Source organism: Streptomyces sp. NPDC048353 (assembly GCF_055587165.1).
On sequence record NZ_JBVJGU010000003.1, the window covers coordinates 73,429 to 89,878 of the forward strand.

Annotated in this window: 17 protein-coding genes; 8 read left to right on the forward strand and 9 right to left on the reverse strand. The window is 74.4% G+C overall.

Features of this window, described 5'->3' with window-relative positions; genetic code table 11:
* Nucleotides 1–39: 39 nt before the first annotated feature.
* Entirely contained in the window at nucleotides 40–1,491 is a 1,452-nt protein-coding gene (locus ACZ6RC_RS10765) for a dihydrolipoyl dehydrogenase family protein (protein WP_453610697.1), read from the reverse strand.
* A gap of 150 nt (nucleotides 1,492–1,641) precedes the next feature.
* Between ACZ6RC_RS10765 and trxA the strand changes: the two genes are divergently transcribed.
* A complete protein-coding gene (gene trxA / locus ACZ6RC_RS10770; protein ID WP_391134125.1) occupies nucleotides 1,642–2,004 on the forward strand; it encodes a thioredoxin in 363 nt (120 codons plus the stop codon).
* Between the two features lie 84 nt (nucleotides 2,005–2,088).
* Here trxA and ACZ6RC_RS10775 read toward each other — a convergent pair whose 3' ends face one another.
* From ACZ6RC_RS10775 to ACZ6RC_RS10785, 3 genes are all read right to left on the reverse strand, one after another.
* Nucleotides 2,089–3,276 carry a thiolase family protein gene (locus tag ACZ6RC_RS10775; protein WP_469580955.1) on the reverse strand — a complete coding sequence of 396 codons (1,188 nt, stop codon included), beginning with the start codon at nucleotides 3,274–3,276 and terminating at the stop codon, nucleotides 2,089–2,091.
* A 210-nt stretch (nucleotides 3,277–3,486) separates the two neighbouring features.
* Nucleotides 3,487–3,756: a hypothetical protein gene (locus tag ACZ6RC_RS10780; RefSeq protein WP_453610700.1), complete on the reverse strand. Its 270-nt coding sequence runs from the start codon at nucleotides 3,754–3,756 to the stop codon at nucleotides 3,487–3,489.
* 127 nt (nucleotides 3,757–3,883) lie between these two features.
* Nucleotides 3,884–4,906 carry a LacI family DNA-binding transcriptional regulator gene (locus ACZ6RC_RS10785; protein WP_469580958.1) on the reverse strand — a complete coding sequence of 341 codons (1,023 nt, stop codon included), beginning with the start codon at nucleotides 4,904–4,906 and terminating at the stop codon, nucleotides 3,884–3,886.
* Nucleotides 4,907–5,213: 307 nt separating this feature from the next.
* On the opposite strand from ACZ6RC_RS10785, the gene ACZ6RC_RS10790 reads away from it, so the two are divergent.
* The 3 genes from ACZ6RC_RS10790 (at nucleotide 5,214) to ACZ6RC_RS10800 (ending at nucleotide 7,669) form a co-directional block, all read left to right on the forward strand.
* The gene (locus ACZ6RC_RS10790; RefSeq protein WP_469580961.1) at nucleotides 5,214–5,921 is read left to right on the forward strand and encodes an alpha/beta fold hydrolase; all 708 of its coding nucleotides are present in this window, start codon (nucleotides 5,214–5,216) and stop codon (nucleotides 5,919–5,921) included.
* Between the two features lie 14 nt (nucleotides 5,922–5,935).
* On the forward strand, nucleotides 5,936–6,154 hold the full coding sequence (locus tag ACZ6RC_RS10795) for a hypothetical protein (RefSeq protein ID WP_365716109.1): 219 nt from the start codon (nucleotides 5,936–5,938) through the stop codon (nucleotides 6,152–6,154).
* 81 nt (nucleotides 6,155–6,235) lie between these two features.
* Nucleotides 6,236–7,669, forward strand: a complete 1,434-nt coding sequence (locus ACZ6RC_RS10800; protein WP_391134141.1) for a flotillin family protein — start codon at nucleotides 6,236–6,238, stop codon at nucleotides 7,667–7,669.
* 175 nt (nucleotides 7,670–7,844) lie between these two features.
* On the opposite strand, the gene ACZ6RC_RS10805 is transcribed toward ACZ6RC_RS10800, so the two are convergent.
* The 3 genes from ACZ6RC_RS10805 to ACZ6RC_RS10815 all read right to left on the reverse strand — a co-directional run bounded on the left by ACZ6RC_RS10805 (nucleotide 7,845) and on the right by ACZ6RC_RS10815 (nucleotide 10,294).
* Entirely contained in the window at nucleotides 7,845–8,015 is a 171-nt protein-coding gene (locus tag ACZ6RC_RS10805; RefSeq protein WP_453610704.1) for a hypothetical protein, read from the reverse strand.
* Nucleotides 8,016–8,100: 85 nt separating this feature from the next.
* A complete protein-coding gene (locus ACZ6RC_RS10810) occupies nucleotides 8,101–9,240 on the reverse strand; it encodes a glycosyl hydrolase family 18 protein (protein WP_469580965.1) in 1,140 nt (379 codons plus the stop codon).
* 229 nt (nucleotides 9,241–9,469) lie between these two features.
* Nucleotides 9,470–10,294: a TIGR02452 family protein gene (locus ACZ6RC_RS10815; RefSeq protein WP_391134149.1), complete on the reverse strand. Its 825-nt coding sequence runs from the start codon at nucleotides 10,292–10,294 to the stop codon at nucleotides 9,470–9,472.
* Nucleotides 10,295–10,425: 131 nt separating this feature from the next.
* On the opposite strand from ACZ6RC_RS10815, the gene egtA reads away from it, so the two are divergent.
* Genes egtA through egtD form a run of 4 tightly spaced genes read left to right on the forward strand, consistent with a single transcriptional unit; the run spans nucleotide 10,426 to nucleotide 14,730 of the window.
* Nucleotides 10,426–11,688, forward strand: coding sequence for an ergothioneine biosynthesis glutamate--cysteine ligase EgtA (egtA, locus tag ACZ6RC_RS10820; protein WP_469580968.1), 1,263 nt, complete (start codon nucleotides 10,426–10,428; stop codon nucleotides 11,686–11,688).
* A complete protein-coding gene (gene egtB, locus ACZ6RC_RS10825) occupies nucleotides 11,685–13,001 on the forward strand; it encodes an ergothioneine biosynthesis protein EgtB (RefSeq protein WP_469580971.1) in 1,317 nt (438 codons plus the stop codon). Before egtA ends, egtB begins: the two co-directional genes overlap by 4 nt.
* Nucleotides 13,001–13,768, forward strand: a complete 768-nt coding sequence (egtC, locus tag ACZ6RC_RS10830) for an ergothioneine biosynthesis protein EgtC (protein ID WP_469580974.1) — start codon at nucleotides 13,001–13,003, stop codon at nucleotides 13,766–13,768. Before egtB ends, egtC begins: the two co-directional genes overlap by 1 nt.
* On the forward strand, nucleotides 13,765–14,730 hold the full coding sequence (gene egtD, locus ACZ6RC_RS10835) for an L-histidine N(alpha)-methyltransferase (protein WP_391134161.1): 966 nt from the start codon (nucleotides 13,765–13,767) through the stop codon (nucleotides 14,728–14,730). Before egtC ends, egtD begins: the two co-directional genes overlap by 4 nt.
* Here egtD and ACZ6RC_RS10840 read toward each other — a convergent pair.
* A complete protein-coding gene (locus tag ACZ6RC_RS10840; protein WP_469580979.1) occupies nucleotides 14,625–15,506 on the reverse strand; it encodes a lysophospholipid acyltransferase family protein in 882 nt (293 codons plus the stop codon). The genes egtD and ACZ6RC_RS10840 overlap by 106 nt on opposite strands.
* Nucleotides 15,503–16,324, reverse strand: coding sequence for a GNAT family N-acetyltransferase (locus tag ACZ6RC_RS10845; RefSeq protein WP_469582795.1), 822 nt, complete (start codon nucleotides 16,322–16,324; stop codon nucleotides 15,503–15,505). Before ACZ6RC_RS10845 ends, ACZ6RC_RS10840 begins: the two co-directional genes overlap by 4 nt.
* Between the last annotated feature and the right edge of the window lie 126 nt (nucleotides 16,325–16,450).

Below are 16,450 nucleotides of genomic sequence, written 5' to 3' on the forward strand. Positions count from 1 at the left end.
CCGCACGTGCCCGTCCCGCTCATGACGCTGCCGTACCGCTCATGACGTGCCCGCGCCGTCGCGGTACGCCTCCAGGAGCCGCAGCCACGCCTCGCTCAGCGTCGGGTAGGCGGGGACGGCGTGCCAGAGGCGGGCGATCGGGACCTCGCCGGCGACGGCGATCGTCGCCGAGTGCAGGAGTTCGCCGATCCCGGGCCCGACGAGGGTGACGCCGAGGACGATCTCGCGTTCCAGGTCCACGACCATGCGGGCGTGGCCGCGATAGCCGTCGGCATAGAGCCCGGCGCCCGCGACGCCCGAGAGGTCCAGGTCGACGGCGCGGACGCGGTGCCCGGCGCGCCGGGCCTCGTCGAGCGAGAGGCCCACCGCCGCGGCCTCCGGGTCGGTGAAGACGACCTGGGGTACGGCCGCGTGGTCGGCGGTGGCCTCATGGGCGCCCCAGGGATCGCTGCCGGACAGAGCGTCCCCGGCCGCGCGCGCGGCGATGGCGGCGCCCGCGATCCGGGCCTGGTACTTCCCCTGGTGGGTCATGAGGGCCCGGTGGTTGACGTCGCCGACGGCGTAGAGCCAGTCGTGGCCGGTGACCCGGAGGCTGTCGTCGACGGTGAGCCAGGAGCCGGGCTCCAGGCCGACGGTCTCCAGGCCGATGTCGTCGGTGCGCGGAGCGCGGCCGGTCGCGAAGAGGACCTCGTCGCCCTCGACGTGGTCGCCGCCCTCCAGGACCACGGTGACCGGTCCCGTACCCCCGTCGCGGACCACGGCGGACACGGAGACTCCGGTACGGATGTCGGCCCCGCGCTCGGTCAGGGCGTCGGCGACGTGCTCACCGACGAACGGTTCCATCCGCTCCAGCAGGCCCCCGCCGCGTACCAGCATCGTGACGTGCGAGCCGAGCGCCTGCCAGGCGGTGGCCATCTCCGCGGCCACCACTCCCCCGCCCACCACGACGAGGCGGTCCGGGACGTGGTGCGCGCTGGTGGCCTCGCGGCTGGTCCAGGGCCGGGCGCCGGACAGGCCCGGCAGGTCGGGCAGGGCGGCGCGGCTGCCCGTGCACACGGCGACGGCGTGCCGGGCGGTGAGGAGGTGGCGCTCGCCCTCGGGGCCTTCGACGGCGACCTCGCGGACTCCGGTCAGGCGACCGTGTCCGCGGACCAGGCGCGCGCCTGTCGAGTCGAGCCAGCCGACGGCGCCGTCGTCCTTCCAGTCCGAGACGTAGTAGTCGCGGTGGGCGAGCACGGCCCGGGCGTCCAGCGGGCCCTGGACCAGGTGGCGGAGACCGGGGACCGCACGGGCGTCGGAACGGGCGATCGCCGGGCGGAGCAGCGCTTTGCTGGGCATGCACGCCCAGTAGGAGCACTCGCCGCCGACCAGTTCGCTCTCCACCACCGCCACGCTCAGTCCGGCCGCCCGGGCCCGGTCGACCACGTTCTCGCCCACCGGTCCCGCTCCCAGCACCACCACGTCGTACGCCTGCTTCACCGCTTGAGTCATGGCCCCAGTCTGGTGGCAGGTGTGCGCGGTGGCCACAGGGGAAGGCGCCGCCCTGCGGTCCCGGAATAGCGAGGCTCGACGCGCCGTTGTGCGGGGCGAGTCCCCAGGGGACCGTAAGGACACCGCCAGGAGACCGGAGAGGCAGGAAGTATGAGCACTGTTGAGCTCACCAAGGAAAACTTCGACCAGATCGTGAGTGACAACGACTTCGTTCTGATCGACTTCTGGGCTTCCTGGTGTGGTCCGTGCCGTCAGTTCGCGCCGGTCTTCGAGGCGGCGTCCGAGCGCCACGAGGATTTGGTGTTCGCCAAGGTCGACACCGAGGCCCAGCAGGAGCTGGCCGCCGCCTTCGAGATCCGCTCGATTCCGACGCTGATGATCGTCCGCGACAACGTGGCCGTGTTCGCGCAGCCCGGCGCGCTGCCGGAGGCCGCCCTGGAGGACGTGATCGGCCAGGCGCGCAAGCTCGACATGGATGAGGTGCGCAAGTCGATCGAGGAAGCGAAGCAGTAGGCCCGGCCGGCAGGGACGGACGGAGGGGCGGTACGGGAGAGATCCGTACCGCCCCTTCGTGCTGCCGCGCCGCAGACGGCGGGTTCAGCGCTCCAGGACCAGCGCGAGACCCTGGCCGACCCCGATGCAGAGCGCGGCGAGGCCGGTGCCCGAGCCGGCCGCCGCGAGCTGGTGGGCCACCGAGCCGGCGAGCCGCGCGCCCGAGGCGCCCAGCGGGTGGCCGATCGCGATGGCGCCGCCGCGCGGGTTGACGATGCCGGGGTCGAGTTCCGGCCACTCGGCGAGGCAGCCGAGGGACTGGGCGGCGAAGGCCTCGTTCAGCTCGAAGGTGGTGAGGTCCGCGAAGGAGCGGCCGGCCTTGCCGAGCGCCCGCCGGACCGCCTCGACCGGGCCGAGCCCGAAGAGCTGCGGCTCGATGCCGGTGACGGCCGAGGCGCGGATCCGGGCGAGCGGCTCGCGGCCGGTCTCCCGGAGCCCCTCCTCGTCGACGAGGAGGAGGGCGGCGGCGCCGTCGTTGAGGGGCGAGGCGTTGCCCGCCGTGACCGTGCCCCCGTCCGGGCGGAACGAGGGCTTCAGCCGGCCGAGGGCCTCGAGCGAGGTGGTGTCCCGGATGCACTCGTCCCGGGCGAGCTCCGCGCCCGGGTAGGGGACGACCTCGCCGTCGTACAGTCCCTTCGCCCACGCCGCGGCCGCCTTCTCGTGGCTGGCCAGCGCGAACGCGTCCTGCCGCGCACGGGTGATGCCGTGCTTGTCGGCGATCAGTTCGGCGCCCTCGCCGAGGGAGACGGTCCACTCCGCGGGCATCCGGGGGTTGGTCATGCGCCAGCCCAGGGTCGTGGAGTGCAGCTGCTGGTGCCCGGCCGGGAAGGCGCGCTCGGGCTTCTGCAGGACCCAGGGCGCGCGGGACATCGACTCGACACCGCCCGCGACGACCACGGAGGCGTCGCCGAGCGCGATCGCGCGGGCGGCCTGGATCACGGCCTCCAGGCCGGAACCGCAGAGCCGGTTGACGGTGACACCGGGCACGGAGGCGGGGAGGCCGGCGAGGAGGGCGGCCATGCGGGCCACGTCGCGGTTGTCCTCGCCGGCGCCGTTGGCGTCGCCGAAGTAGACGTCGTCGATCCTGGCGGGGTCGAGGTCGGGGGCGCGGCCGACCAGCTCCCGGACGACATAGGCGGCGAGGTCGTCGGGGCGCACGGAGGAGAGGGCGCCTCCGAACTTGCCGATCGGGGTGCGGACGGCGTCGACGATGAAGACGTCGCGGATGGTCATCGGTTCTCTCCCACGGGGACCTTCGACAGGATCGGTTCGCCTGGTGAACTTTCCTTCGTGATCGTGGCCCGAGTCTCTGCCGGACCGCTCGTCCTGTCAACGGCCCCGAGCCCGATGCATGGCGTCTACATCCGCCGTACGGGAGTCAGGGGAAGGGCGCCGGCCGGGGGCGCGCGGCCTGTCTCAGGGGTCGGTCTCAGGGGGCCGGTCTCAGGGGGCCGGGGCGGTCCGGATGAGCGCCGTCAGGCCGTAGTCGAGTTCGCGGCCGTCCACCAGCAGGGCCTCGACGGTACGGGTCTCCGGGTCGATCTCGGCGGTCAGGCCGTGGCCTTCGTAGCGCGGATAGCCGGAGGCCCCCTGCCGGCCAGTGGCCTCGACCACGGCGGAGCGGACCGCGCTGTCGTCCACGGAGGCGCCGCCACGGTCCAGCACGTGCTGGGGAACGAGCAGGATCTCGAAACGCTGTGGAACTTTGCTCATGTGTCCGACGCTAAGCGCTCGACGCGGCTCCCGCCGGACGACCGGGAACCGGGCGCGGAAACCGGCGCGCGGGAGGCCCGCGCAGGGGGACCCGTGGCTCTCGGATGCCCTCAGGCCGGACGGCGGGTCAGCTCGACTCCCGGCGGACCAGCCGGGAGGCCATCAGATCGTGCGCCTCCGGCACCGCCTCCGGGTCGCGGACCGCGCGGTCGACCAGCTCGGCCAGGTGCCTGCCGATCACCATGTCGATCTGGACGGTGCTCAGCCGGGGCCGCAGCAGCCGCCCGAGGAGGAGGTCGTCCGAGCCGACGAGCGCCGTATCGCCCGGGATCTCGACGCCCGCGTCCTGGAGCGCCCGCATCAGCAGCATCGCGTACTCGTCGTTGTACGCGAAGACACCGTCCAGGCCCCGCTCCCGCCAGCCCGCCGCGAGGGCGTCCGCCGACTCCTCGTCGTACCGCAGCGGCAGGGGGATGACGGTGGCGCCGCCCCGCGCGGCCGCCTGGCGGACGCCGTCGAGCCGCGGGCCGGAGAACATCTCCAGGCCGGGCTCCTCGGGGACCACGACGCCGATCCGGCGGCTGCCGCGCTCGACCAGGTGCTCCCCCGCGACCCGTCCCACCCGCGCCTGGTCCATGACCAGCGCGTGCGCCCCTGCGATCCGCTGCGACCCGACGGTGATCACCGCCTTGGCGCCGGAGCGCTTGAGGACTTCGACGCCCTGCGGGGTGAGCTGGACCTCGCCGAGGGAGACGACGGCCACGGGGCGGAGCTCGGCCCAGGCGCGGGCGGCCTCGTCGCCGTCGAGCCCGAGGCTTCCGTACTGCACCACGGTGTAGTCGAGGCGGCGCAGCGCCCACTGGAGCTCGTTGAAGAACCGGTTGTACAGCGGGCCCACGGGCACGTGCGCGGTGGGCAGCAGGACCATCCGGCTGTGGCCGGCGCGCAGGCTGCGGGCCGCCGCGTGCGGTACGTAGCCCAGCTCCTCGGCCGCCTCCCGTACCCGGCGGCGGGTCGGTTCGCTGATCCGTACGGCCGCGGTGTTGTTCAGTACGTACGACACGGTGGCTCTGGACACGCCCGCGAGCCGCGCGACATCGGCGCTGGTCGGTACGGGACGCTCGGCGGACTGTCTCGGTGACTGGCTCATCGCTCCGGCATCTTTCCAGACACCTCCGGACCGGGCTCTGCCGGATGGCCGGATTCGGGGCCGGGCCGTGCTCACACGCGTCACCGGCACGTGTCACCGCCCGCCGCCCGTCTCCCCCGGCCCGCGGGAGAACGCAGGAGCGGCCGCCCCCGGGCTGGCCGCCGTCCACCCCACCGGCCCGGGGAGTGGCGCATACCCGCCGCCGACCCGCGACGCGGTCGTACGGTCGTACTCGGCGCACCGGCCGTGCGTCCGATCCGTACCGCGCGCGCCGGGAGCACCGGCGCCTGGAGCGAGAGGCACGAGCGTGCGGCTGCACACGACCACCTGGGGATCCGGCGACCGGGACGCGCTGCTCGTCCACGGCATCCTGAGCGACCATCGCACCTGGCGCCGGGTCGGTCCCGCGCTCGCCGGCCGCGGGTACCGCGTGACCGCCGTGGACCTGCGCGGGCACGGGCTCAGCGACCGGGCCGCGGGCCCCGCGGAGTACACCCCGGCGCACTACGCCGACGACCTGGTCGAGAACCTTCCGCGGGGGGCCGAGCTGGCCCTCGGGCATTCGCTCGGCGCGCTCGCGCTGGCCCTGGCCGTGGAGCGGCTGGCACCGCGCCGGGCGGTGTACTCCGACCCGGCCTGGCACCTGCCGGCGGGGGTCGGCGGCTACCGCCCCGAGCTGTTCACCCGGGCCAAGGCCTTCACGGCGGACCACATCCGGCAGTTCAACCCCCACTGGGCGGAGGAGGACGTCGCCGTCGAGGCGGAGACCGTCCGGCTGTGGGACGAGCGGACGGCGCACGGTCTCGTGGACTTCGCCGGGCGGGACGCCTGGCCGCTGCGCCCGGCGGTGCCCTCGCTGATCACACTGGCCGACCCGAGCGGGCTGGTGTCCCCCGGGAACGCCCGGCTCCTGAAGGAGCGCGGCTTCGAACTCCGTACGGTCGCCGGCGCCGGACACACCATCCACCGGGACGACTTCGAGGGGTTCATGACCGCTCTGGAGGGCTGGATCTGACGTACCTTTTGGTCATGGACGACGTCTCGATGGTGGGAATGCTCGGCCGGGTCACCGGCACCGTCGGGCCCGGTCTCGTCGGTGAGGTGATCGTCCGGATCCGGGGCGGGGCCGAGCACTTCCTCGCCTATCCGGCCGTGGGCGAGGCCCGGATCGAGACCGGAACGGTCGTGACTGTCGTGGAACATCTCCCTCCACGCACCGTCTATGTCACAGCCGCGTACGGCGGTTGACCGATCCATTGAGTGCCGGGCCGCACGGGCGCACACTCCCTTCACCGGAACCGAGCGGCTCCGGTGAAGGGGGAGCTGCCCATGGGCATCGGCATCCTGGCGGGCGTCGCGTGCGGCGCCGTCATCGTCCTCATCGTGCTGTTCAAAATGATGTGGCGCGTCGCGGAACCCAACGAAGCACTGATCATCTCCGGCTCCAACCACAAGATGGAGGGGCTCGGCGAGGGCATGGGGTTCCGGATCGTCACGGGGCGCGGCACCCTCGTCGTGCCGGGCGTCCAGGCGGTTCGCAAGCTGTCGCTCGACCTCAACGAGACCCAGCTGTCCGTGGAGTGCGTGACGCACCAGGGCATTCCGCTCAAGGTCCGCGGCGTGGTGATCTTCAAGGTCGGTGACGACTTCGTGTCGATCGCCAACGCGGCCCGCCGCTTCCTCGATCAGCAGAAGCTGATGTCGGAGCGGGTCCACATCGTCTTCGCCGGTCATCTCCGCGCCATCGTCGGCGGGTTGACGGTGGAGGACATGATCCGGGACCGCGAGAAGCTGACCGGGCAGGCCCGTTCGGCGTGTGGCACGGAGATGGAGAAGCTCGGTCTGATCGTCGACTCGCTGCAGATCCACGAGATCGAGGACCCGACCGGTTACATCAAGAACCTGGCCGCCCCGCACGCGGCCGCCGTCCAGCGCGACGCCCGGATCGCGCAGGCGGAGGCCAACCGGCGGGCGACGGAGGCCGAGCAGCAGGCCGCGGCGCGGATGTCGGAGGCCACCCGGGACAGCGAGATCCTGCAGGCCGGCTATCAGGCCGAGCGGGACCAGGCGTCGGCCAAGGCGCGGCAGGCCGGTCCGCTGGCCGAGGCGGCGTCACGGCAGGAGGTCGTCGTCCAGGAGACCCGGGTGGCGGAGCTGGAGGGCCACCGCAAGGAACAGCAGCTCCAGGCGGAGGTCCGCAAGCCGGCCGACGCCCTGGCGTACGAGACCCGGACGCTGGCCGAGGCCGAGCGGGACGCCCGTATCTCGGCGGCGCAGGCGGAGGCGAAGGAGACCGAGCTGGCGAGCGCCGCGCGGGCCACGGCGACCCGGCTGACCGGCGAGGCCGAGGCGGCGGCGCAGCACGCGCGGGGTCTCGCGGTCGCCGAGGCGGCACGCGCGCAGGGTCTGGCCGAGGCGGAGTCGATCAAGGCGCGGGCGGCGGCGCTCGCGGAGAACCAGGAGGCGGTGGTCGCCCAGCAGCTGGCCGAGAACTGGCCGGAGATCGTCCGGGCGGGGGCGTCCGCCTTCGGGAACGTGGACCAGATGGTGCTCCTGAACGGCGCCGACGGGATGGCGGAGGTGTTCGCCAAGGCGCTGGCCATGGGCGGGACGGGGCTCGGTGTGGCCCGTCAGTTGCTGTCCACGATGAGCCCCGGCGCGGGCGCGAACGGGTCCTCCGACTCCCCGGCATCGGCTGCCGCGGGGGCTCCGCCGACGCCGCGGGGGGAGGCGATCGAGGTCACCGACGCCGACCGGCCGTAGACCGGGCGTTCGACGGCCGGTCCGGCGGTGGGGCTCAGGGAAAGGGGCCGACAGGACGGGCCGGGGCCCGGCGCTCTGACGGCGCCGGGCCCCGGTCGCGTCCGCGTCCCGCGTTCGGCGCGCGGGAGCGGTCGCGATCGTCGTACGGAAGGAAGGGCCGTGGTGACCGCACGGGTCAGTTGTGGCCGAACTTCCGTTCCTTCTTGTGGGACACCTGCTCGATGAGCGGGCGCGAGGGCCGGCTCGCCGCGGACGAGCCGGGCTGCTCCTGCACCGCCGCGGTCGTCTTCTGTTCGTGTCCGCCCGTACGGGCTCCGTGGTTCACCCGGGTCTGTTTCTTGCCCACGATCGTGCCTCCTGTGATTCCTGGAGCGGAATGCGGGACGCTGGGGGACGTTCTCAGACTCGCACGCGGGTACCCACGGCGCATGTCAGGGTGTGGCGGCGCCCTTCGCGAGGACCGCCCACAGGTCGGGGTCCTCGAAGTTCAGCGCCCAGAGGGCCGTGTTCACGACGCCGTGGCGGCGCAGGACGGGCAGGTGCCCGGCGACGCCCTTGGCGTCCTGGTACCAGACCTCGCGGGTCAGAGCCCCCGACGTATAGGTGAAGTGGGGAGTGCCGGAGACGGGGTCGAGCCGGTAGGGCGCCTGCTGGGCGCGGCGCAGCGCCTCGGCCTCCTTCCAGGTCACGTGTGCGGTCTTCCCCTCCCCCGCCGTGACCCAGTCCCAGCCGTAGGCGGGCAGGGCGAGCTCGATCCGCTCGCGCGGCACGAGTGAGGTGGCGATGCGCAGCAGGTCGTCGTACCAGGCGGTGCTCGCCAGCGGGCCGGGGGAGCCGCCCGCGTAGTGCAGGTTGTACGCCATGATGCGCACCCGGTCGGCGGCCTTGCCCAGGGCGGTGTAGTCCCAGATGCGGCCCGTCGTGGCGGTCTGCGGGCTCACCGTGACCACGCATTCCAGGGCAAGGGCGTGCAGCCGGGCGCACACGTCCGTGACCAGGGTGGCGTACCCCTTCCGTACGGCCGGGTAGGCGGCGTCGCCGGTGGTGGCGATGGACTCGTAGTCCAGATCGAGCCCGTCGTAGTCGCGGCTGACGGCGACGGCGACGAGGGCGTCCACGTGCGCGGCGCGCAGGGCGGGGTCGGTGACGATGTCGGCGAGGACGCCGGAGGGCAGGGTCTCCATGACGGTGGGGACGACCTTGACGCCGGCGCGGTGCAGGCCGTCCACGACGAGCCGCTCGCCCGCCCCCGGGTGGGGGTCGATCCGGTCGGCGGCCTTCGCCTCGTACCAGAACGGGCTGACGGTGTGCAGCTGGTCCGCGTGACGCAGGGCGGCGAGGTAGGCGGCCTCCTGGTCCCAGTAAGGCAGCCAGGCGGAGACCGTGCGCGGCGGCGGTTCCTCGGCGGCGGCCGTGCCCTGGGAAAGCGACGGCGACGGGCCCGGGGCGGTCGCCGCCCGCGCGGGGCGCGGCGGGCCGGCCGGGAGGACGGCGAGGACGCACGCGAACAGGCCGGTCACCAGGGCGGCGGACCGGGCGCGTCGTCTACGGGGGGAGGTCGCGAAGGCCATGGTCCGAGCCTCGGGCCGCCGTCCGGGCCCCGCCCCACGGGTGGCCCATCCGGGCGCGCCGGCGGCGCCTTCGCGCGGCCCCGTCGGCCCGACCGCGGTCCGACCCGACCGCCGGCCGGCCCCGCTCCGTTCGACCGGCGTCGTCCGACCGGCCCTCGTCGGACCGGCCTTCGTCGGACCGGCCGCGGACCCGGCCCTGGATCAGGCCTGCGCGACGACCCGGCCCTGGTCAGGCCTCCGCGAAGACCCGCTGGAACGCGCTCAGCGTCGTCCTGTCGGCCGTACGGTCCAGGATCGCGAAGACGATCTCGTCGAAGTGGCCGGCGAAGCGGCCGTCGCCCGTGAGCAGTGCGCGGAAGGCGCCCGCCACCTCGGCCGGGTCGTTCTGGAAGACGCCGCAGCCCCAGGCGCCGAGGACGAGCCGGCGGTAGCCGGCCGCGACGGCCGTCTCCAGGACTCGTTCGGCGCGGGCGGCGAGCGCGGCCGGGATCCGGTCGGCGAGCCGCGGGGACCGGCGGCGGATGACGCCGGCGTTCGGGGCGGGCGAGGTGAGGAAACCGACCGTGAACGGCTCGTTCAGGAGCGTGCCCCGGTCGTCGCGGAAGACGGGCACGCCGGGCGAGTGGATGACCCGGTCGGTGTAGAAGGCGTCCCGCTCGGCGCGGTGGTGGGCGTAGTACTCGGGGGCGCGCAGGAGGGTGGTGTAGAGGGCGGAGGCCCGGCAGACGGCCTCCTCCTGGGCCTGGGCGCCGTTGAGATAGCCGCCGCCAGGGTTCCGGGCGGAGGCGAAGTTGAGGACGGCGACCGGGTCGGGGCCGGCGGCGGTCAGACGGCGGGCGGCGACGAGGCTGCTCTCGTCGGTGACCTCGACGGAGGTGGGGCGCTCGCCGCAGGGGGTGACGGGGACGGGATCGGGGCCGTACAGGCGGGTGCCGTCCACCGCCGCGCTCAGCGCCGCCTCCATCGAGACCCGACGGCCGTCGGGGGCACGGTAGTGGCCCGCCTCGACGATCTCCTCGGTCTCTTTCGCGATCCCCCGCAGTCGTGCGCTCATGGCGTCAGCTTGATCGACTCCGTGGCGCGGGAGCAAGGGGATTTCCCCGTGGGGGCCGAGGGGGCGGTCTTGCACGCCCGCCGGAGGTGGCTTTAGGTGGAATCAGCGGCTTCCAAGACAGGAGGAACCGAATGTCGTCGAGCGGCATACCGCCGGACGGTCCGCTTCTGACCGAGGACGAGGCGGAGGATCTGCTGCGATGTATCTGCTTCAAGACGGGCCCGCCTCGCACGGTCGGGGTGGAGGTGGAATGGCTCGTCCACGAGCTGCGTGATCCGCGGCTCCCCGTCCCGCCCCGGCGGCTGGCCGCGGCCGTCGACTCCGTGCGGGCCGTACCCCTCGCGTCGGCCCTCACCTTCGAACCCGGCGGGCAGCTGGAACTCAGCTCCCCGCCCGCCGCCTCCCTCATGGAGTGCGTCGACACCCTCTCGGCCGACCTGGACGCGGTGCGTGCCACGCTCGGCCCTCTCGGACTCTCCCTCAGCGGCTACGGCGTCGATCCGTGGCAGACGCCGCGCGAGCGGGTGCTGCGCGAGCCCCGTTACGACGCGATGGAGGCCGCCCTCGACCGTACGGGCCCGGCCGGCCGGGCCATGATGTGCGACTCGGCGTCGGTCCAGGTCTGTCTGGACGCCGGTCACCAGGAGCCGGGCCCCCTCGGCTACCACCGGCGGTGGCGGCTGGCCCACCTGCTCGGCGCGGTGCTGGTCGCCGCGTTCGCCAACTCCGCCGTGCACGGCGGGCGCCACACCGGATGGCGCTCCGCCCGGCAGGCGCTGTGGACCGACCTCGACCCGGCGCGCGCCCTCGCCCCCGTCCCGGCGGACGGCGAGCCGCGTGCGGCCTGGGCCGCGCACGTGCTGGACACCCCGGTGATGTGCGTCCGTGCCGACGAGGGGCCGTGGCACGTGCCGCGGGGACTGACGTTCCGGGAGTGGCTGCGCACCGGCCGGCCCCGGCCGCCGACCGAGGAGGACCTGCGCTACCACATGACCACGCTCTTCCCGCCCGTACGGCCGCGGGGCCACCTGGAGCTGCGGATGATCGACGCACAGCCGGGCGAGGACGGCTGGATCGTGCCGGTGGCCGTGGCCACCGCGCTCTTCGACGACCCGGAGGCCGCCGAGACCGTCTACCGCGCGGTCAAGCCGCTGGCGGAATACGCCGGCTGCCAGGCGCCGCCGCGCAACCCGCTGTGGCTGGCGGCGGCCCGCGACGGCTTGGCCGACCCGGATCTGCACGCCGCCGCGCTGGTGGCGTTCCCCACCGCGCTGGAGGCGCTTCCCCGGCTCGGGGCGAGCGAGTCCGTCCAGCGGGCGGTGGCCGCGTTCCACGAGCGCTATGTGATCCCCGGAGGCTGCCCGGCCGACGACCTGCGGAAGGTGGCGTCATGACCGTGACCGACGACCCGACGGCCCTGCGACAGCGGGCGCTCGACGCGCTGACCACGGCGCGCGAGCGCACCGCGCTGCTCACCTCCTGCGTCGAGGACGACGAACTGACCGCTCAGCACTCGCCGTTGATGTCCCCGCTGGTGTGGGACCTGGCGCACATCGGCAACCAGGAGGAGCAGTGGTTGTGGCGGGCGGTCGCCGGCCGCGACGCACTGCGGCCGGAGATCGACTCGATCTACGACGCCTTCGAGCATCCGCGCGCCAGCCGGCCGACGCTGCCGCTGCTGCCGCCCGGTGAGGCCCGCGCGTATGCCTCGGACGTACGGAGCCGGGTGCTGGACGTCCTGGCGCGGACCCCCTTGGAAGGCCGCCCACTGGTGGAGGCCGCGTTCGCGTTCGGGATGATCGCCCAGCACGAGCAGCAGCACGACGAGACGATGCTGATCACGCATCAGTTGCGCACCGGGCCGGCCGCGCTGACCGCCCCTCCCCCGCCGGCCTCACCGCACGGCCCGCTGCCCGTCGAGGTCCTGGTCCCCGGCGGGACGTTCACGATGGGGACCTCCGACGAACCCTGGGCGCTGGACAACGAGCGCCCGGCGCACCCCCGGGTCCTCCCGGCGTACTACATCGACACCGTCCCGGTCACCAACGGCGCCTTCATGGCGTTCATCGCGGACGGCGGCTACACCGACGAACGGTGGTGGCGGGCGGAGGGCTGGGCACAGATCCGGCAGCACGACATCGCGGCCCCGCTGTTCTGGCGCCGCTCCGGCGGGCAGTGGCTGCGCCGCCGGTTCGGGGTGACCGAGCCCGTACCGGAGGACGAGCCCGTGGTGCACGTCAGCTGGTACGAGGCGGACGCCTACGCGCGCTGGGCCGGGCGCAGGCTTCCGACGGAGGCCGAGTGGGAGAAGGCCGCCCGCCACGACCCGGCGAGCGGGCGCTCGCGCCGCTATCCCTGGGGCGACGCGGACCCGGAGCCGGCCCACGCCAACCTGGGTCAGCGGCACCTGCGGCCCGCTCCGGCCGGCAGCTACCCGGAGGGCGCGTCGCCGCTCGGTGTACGGCAGCTGATCGGCGACGTGTGGGAGTGGACGGACAGCGACTTCCTGCCCTATCCGGGGTTCACGGCCTTCCCGTACAAGGAGTACTCGGAGGTCTTCTTCGGTCCGGAGCACAAGGTGCTGCGGGGTGGTTCGTTCGCCGTCGACGCGGTGGCCTGCCGGGGGACGTTCCGCAACTGGGACCTGCCGGTGCGGCGCCAGATCTTCGCCGGCTTCCGCACCGCCCGGGACGCGGAGGTCCGCTGATGTGCCGCCATGTCGCCTATCTCGGTCCCCCCGTGGCCATCGGCGAGCTGGTGCTCGCGCCGGAGCACTCGCTGTCCCGGCAGGCGTGGGAGCCGCGGACGCAGGTCAGCGGTGTGGTGAACGCCGACGGGTTCGGGGTGGGCTGGTACGCCGAGGGCGACCCGGTCCCGGCGCGCTACCGCCGGGCCGTACCCGTCTGGGCCGACGCCTCCTTCGTCGATCTCGCGCGCGTGGTGCGCGCCGGTGCCTTCCTGGCCGCTGTCCGGGGCGCCACCCTGCCGGGGGCGGACGGCGAGGCCGCGGCGGCGCCGTTCGGCGCCGGGCCGTGGCTGTTCAGCCACAACGGAGCGGTGGAGGGCTGGCCCGACGCGCTGTCCGGCCCGGCCGCCGCGCTCTCGCCCGAGGAGTGGCTGCGGCTCGAGGCGCGGAGCGATTCGGCGCTGGTGTGGGGGCTGGTGCTGCACCGGCTGCGGGCCGGCGACCCGCCCGAGCAGGCCCTCACCGACACCGTCCGGGAGGCGGCCGGCGCCGCGCCCGGTTCCCGGCTGAACCTGCTGCTCACCGACGGTTCGACCATCACCGCGACCACCTGGGGGAACACGCTCTTCTCCCTCACGGGCCCCGACCGGAGCGGTTCGCCGCGCACGGTCGTCGCCTCGGAGCCCTACGACGACGACCCCCTCTGGCGCGAGGTGCCGGACCGCACGCTGCTGACCGCCACCCGCACCGACGTCACCCTGACCCCGCTCAAGGAGCCCTCCGCGTGAGCCCGTTCCAGCTGACCCGCACCCTGCCCGAGGACGCCACCGAGGCCGATCTGCGCGCCGACGTGCTGCACGGTCTGACCCGTACCCCCAAGCAGCTGCCGCCGAAGTGGTTCTACGACGCCCGGGGCAGCGAGCTGTTCGAGGAGATCACCCGGCTCCCCGAGTACTACCCGACCCGCGCGGAGCGGGAGATCCTGGCCACCCGGGCGCCCGAGATCGCGGCGGCGACCGGGGCCCGGACCCTGGTGGAGCTGGGGTCCGGCTCCTCGGAGAAGACCCGGTTCCTGATCGACGCGCTGCTGCCCGCTCTGGAGAGCTACGTGCCGGTGGACGTGAGCGAGTCGGCGCTGACGGGCGCCGCAGAGGCGCTGCTCGCGGAGCGGCCCGGGCTCCACATCCACGCCTTGGTCGCCGATTTCACCCGGGGCCTCGCCCTGCCGGGGACGCCGGGGCCGCGCCTCGTCGCGTTCCTGGGCGGCACGATCGGGAACCTCCTGCCGGCCGAGCGGACGGTGTTCCTGCGTTCGGTACGGGCGATGATGGCGCCGGGCGATGCCCTGCTGCTCGGCACGGACCTGGTGAAGGACGAGGCGACCCTGGTCGCCGCCTACGACGACGCCGCGGGGGTGACGGCGGCGTTCAACAAGAACGTCCTGTCCGTGATCGCCCGCGAGCTGGACGCGGACGTCCGTCCGGAGGACTTCGACCACGTGGCGCTCTGGAACGCGGAGCAGGAGTGGATCGAGATGCGGCTGCGGGCGCGGCAGGCGGTCACGGTGAAGATCCCGGAGCTGGACCTGGTGGTGCCGTTCGAGGCGGGTGAGGAGGTACGGACGGAGGTGTCGGCGAAGTTCCGTCAGGCGGGTGTGCGCGAGGAGCTGCGGGCGGCGGGTCTGGAGCCGGCCCGGTGGTGGACGGATGCGGAGGGGCGGTTCGCGCTGTCGTTGGCGACGGCGCGCTGAGCCGCGCGCGCGAGGGCGCGCCGGTTCGGATACTGGAGGCTGGATATTGGATCCGATATCCGTATGTCCGCGGTGAGTCCCCGGGCCCTCGCGATCCGCCACAGCGAGGCGGCCAGCGGATCCTCGCCCACGAAGGCGGCCGGTCCCGCGGGGCGGTAGTCCAGCCGGACCGGCCGTACGTCGGCTCCCGCGTCGAGCGCGGCCTGGAAGGCGGCCGGGCGGAACGCCCCTTCCGCCCGCCCGCACCAGGTGGAGCCTTCGGGGAAGACGACCACCCGGCCGCCGCCGGCGAGGACCCCGGTCAGCTCGCGCACGGCGCCGGGCAGGGCCCGGAGTCGGTCGCGGTCGATGAAGAGGGTGCCGCCGAGCGCCGCGAGCGGCCCGAGGAGGGGCCAGGTCCTGACCTCTCGCTTGGCGAGCATGCGTCCGGGGAGGACGGCGGCGACGAGCGGGATGTCCAGCCAGGAGATGTGGTTGGCGACCACAAGCGCCGGCCCGGCGGGCGCGTCCGGGTTCCCGGTGATCCGTACGCGTACGCCGAAGGCCCGTACGACCGTCCGGCACCACCGGCGGGTGAGCCGGCGCCGGGCCGGGGGCGGCAGCGGCCCGGCGAGGGGGGCGAGCAGCACGCCGGTGAGGATCACGGCGAGGGCCGTGGCCAGTCGCAGGACGGCCCGGGCGAGGCCCACGGTGGCGCAGCCGGGGCCGTGGTGGGCGGTGCACCGGCCCGGGGTGCAGGGGGCCGTGGGCAGCCAGGCGGACGGGGCCGTGGTCACGGCGCGGGGGCGAGGGAGAGGAAGTGGCGCAGGTAGCGGGGGTTGGTGTCGCGCAGCGAGAGCAGGACGTAGAGGTCGGCGACGCCGAAGGCGGGGTCGTGGGCGGGGGCACCGCAGACCCGGGCGCCGAGGCGGAGGTAGCCGCGCAGCAGCGGGGGGAGTTCGGTGCGGCCGCGCGGGCGGGCGATGCCGTCGGGGCTCCAGAGCCGGTGCGGGGTGACCCAGTGCTCCTCGGGGGCGAGGTGCTTGGCCTTGACGGTGTCCCAGGTGGCGGCGGCGAGGGCGCCGCCGTCGGCGAGCGGGAGGGAGCAGCAGCCGGCCAGCCAGTTGTGTCCGGTGCGGGTCATGTAGCGGGCGAGCCCGGCCCAGACGAGGGCGATGACGGCGCCGTTGCGGTGGGCGGGGTGGACGCAGGAGCGGCCGACCTCGACGAGGTCGTCGCGGAGGGGGGCGAGCCGGCCGAGGTCGAACTCGCTCTCGGAGTAGAGGCGTCCGGCGATCCGGGCGCGCTCGGGCGGCAGGACCCGGTAGGTGCCGACGACCTCGCCGGTGGTCTCCTCGCGGACCAGCAGGTGGTCGCAGTACGCGTCGAAGGCGTCGATGTCCAGGCCGGGCTCCGGGCCGTCGAGGTGGGCGCCCAGCTCACCGGCGAAGACCTGGTGGCGCAGCCGCTGGGCGGCGCGGACCTCGTCCTCGTCGCGGGCGAGGCGGACGACGTAGCGCGGCTGGTCGACGGGAGCGGCCCCGGCCGTCCCGGCCGCCGCGGGACCGGTGGCCTGGGCGGGCACGCGGGCGGGCGCACCCCCGGGCGCGGGCATGCGGGCGGGCGCCGGCAGGCCGGCGGGGACGGGCACGGCGGGGGCCGGGGCGGTGGCACCGTCGACCGCTGGTGCGACGGCGACGGCTGCTGCGGGCGACGGTGCGGGCATGTCGGGCTCCTCCGG

Bases quoted from the DNA above. Each gene is read 5' to 3' on its own strand.
- ACZ6RC_RS10765 (WP_453610697.1), bottom strand. From the start codon at position 1,491: ATGACTCAAGCGGTGAAGCAGGCGTACGACGTGGTGGTGCTGGGAGCG.
- trxA (WP_391134125.1), top strand. From the start codon at position 1,642: ATGAGCACTGTTGAGCTCACCAAGGAAAACTTCGACCAGATCGTGAGT.
- ACZ6RC_RS10775 (WP_469580955.1), bottom strand. From the start codon at position 3,276: ATGACCATCCGCGACGTCTTCATCGTCGACGCCGTCCGCACCCCGATC.
- ACZ6RC_RS10780 (WP_453610700.1), bottom strand. From the start codon at position 3,756: ATGAGCAAAGTTCCACAGCGTTTCGAGATCCTGCTCGTTCCCCAGCAC.
- ACZ6RC_RS10785 (WP_469580958.1), bottom strand. From the start codon at position 4,906: ATGAGCCAGTCACCGAGACAGTCCGCCGAGCGTCCCGTACCGACCAGC.
- ACZ6RC_RS10795 (WP_365716109.1), top strand. From the start codon at position 5,936: ATGGACGACGTCTCGATGGTGGGAATGCTCGGCCGGGTCACCGGCACC.
- ACZ6RC_RS10800 (WP_391134141.1), top strand. From the start codon at position 6,236: ATGGGCATCGGCATCCTGGCGGGCGTCGCGTGCGGCGCCGTCATCGTC.
- ACZ6RC_RS10810 (WP_469580965.1), bottom strand. From the start codon at position 9,240: ATGGCCTTCGCGACCTCCCCCCGTAGACGACGCGCCCGGTCCGCCGCC.
- ACZ6RC_RS10815 (WP_391134149.1), bottom strand. From the start codon at position 10,294: ATGAGCGCACGACTGCGGGGGATCGCGAAAGAGACCGAGGAGATCGTC.
- egtA (WP_469580968.1), top strand. From the start codon at position 10,426: ATGTCGTCGAGCGGCATACCGCCGGACGGTCCGCTTCTGACCGAGGAC.
- egtB (WP_469580971.1), top strand. From the start codon at position 11,685: ATGACCGTGACCGACGACCCGACGGCCCTGCGACAGCGGGCGCTCGAC.
- egtC (WP_469580974.1), top strand. From the start codon at position 13,001: ATGTGCCGCCATGTCGCCTATCTCGGTCCCCCCGTGGCCATCGGCGAG.
- ACZ6RC_RS10845 (WP_469582795.1), bottom strand. From the start codon at position 16,324: ATGCCCGCGCCCGGGGGTGCGCCCGCCCGCGTGCCCGCCCAGGCCACC.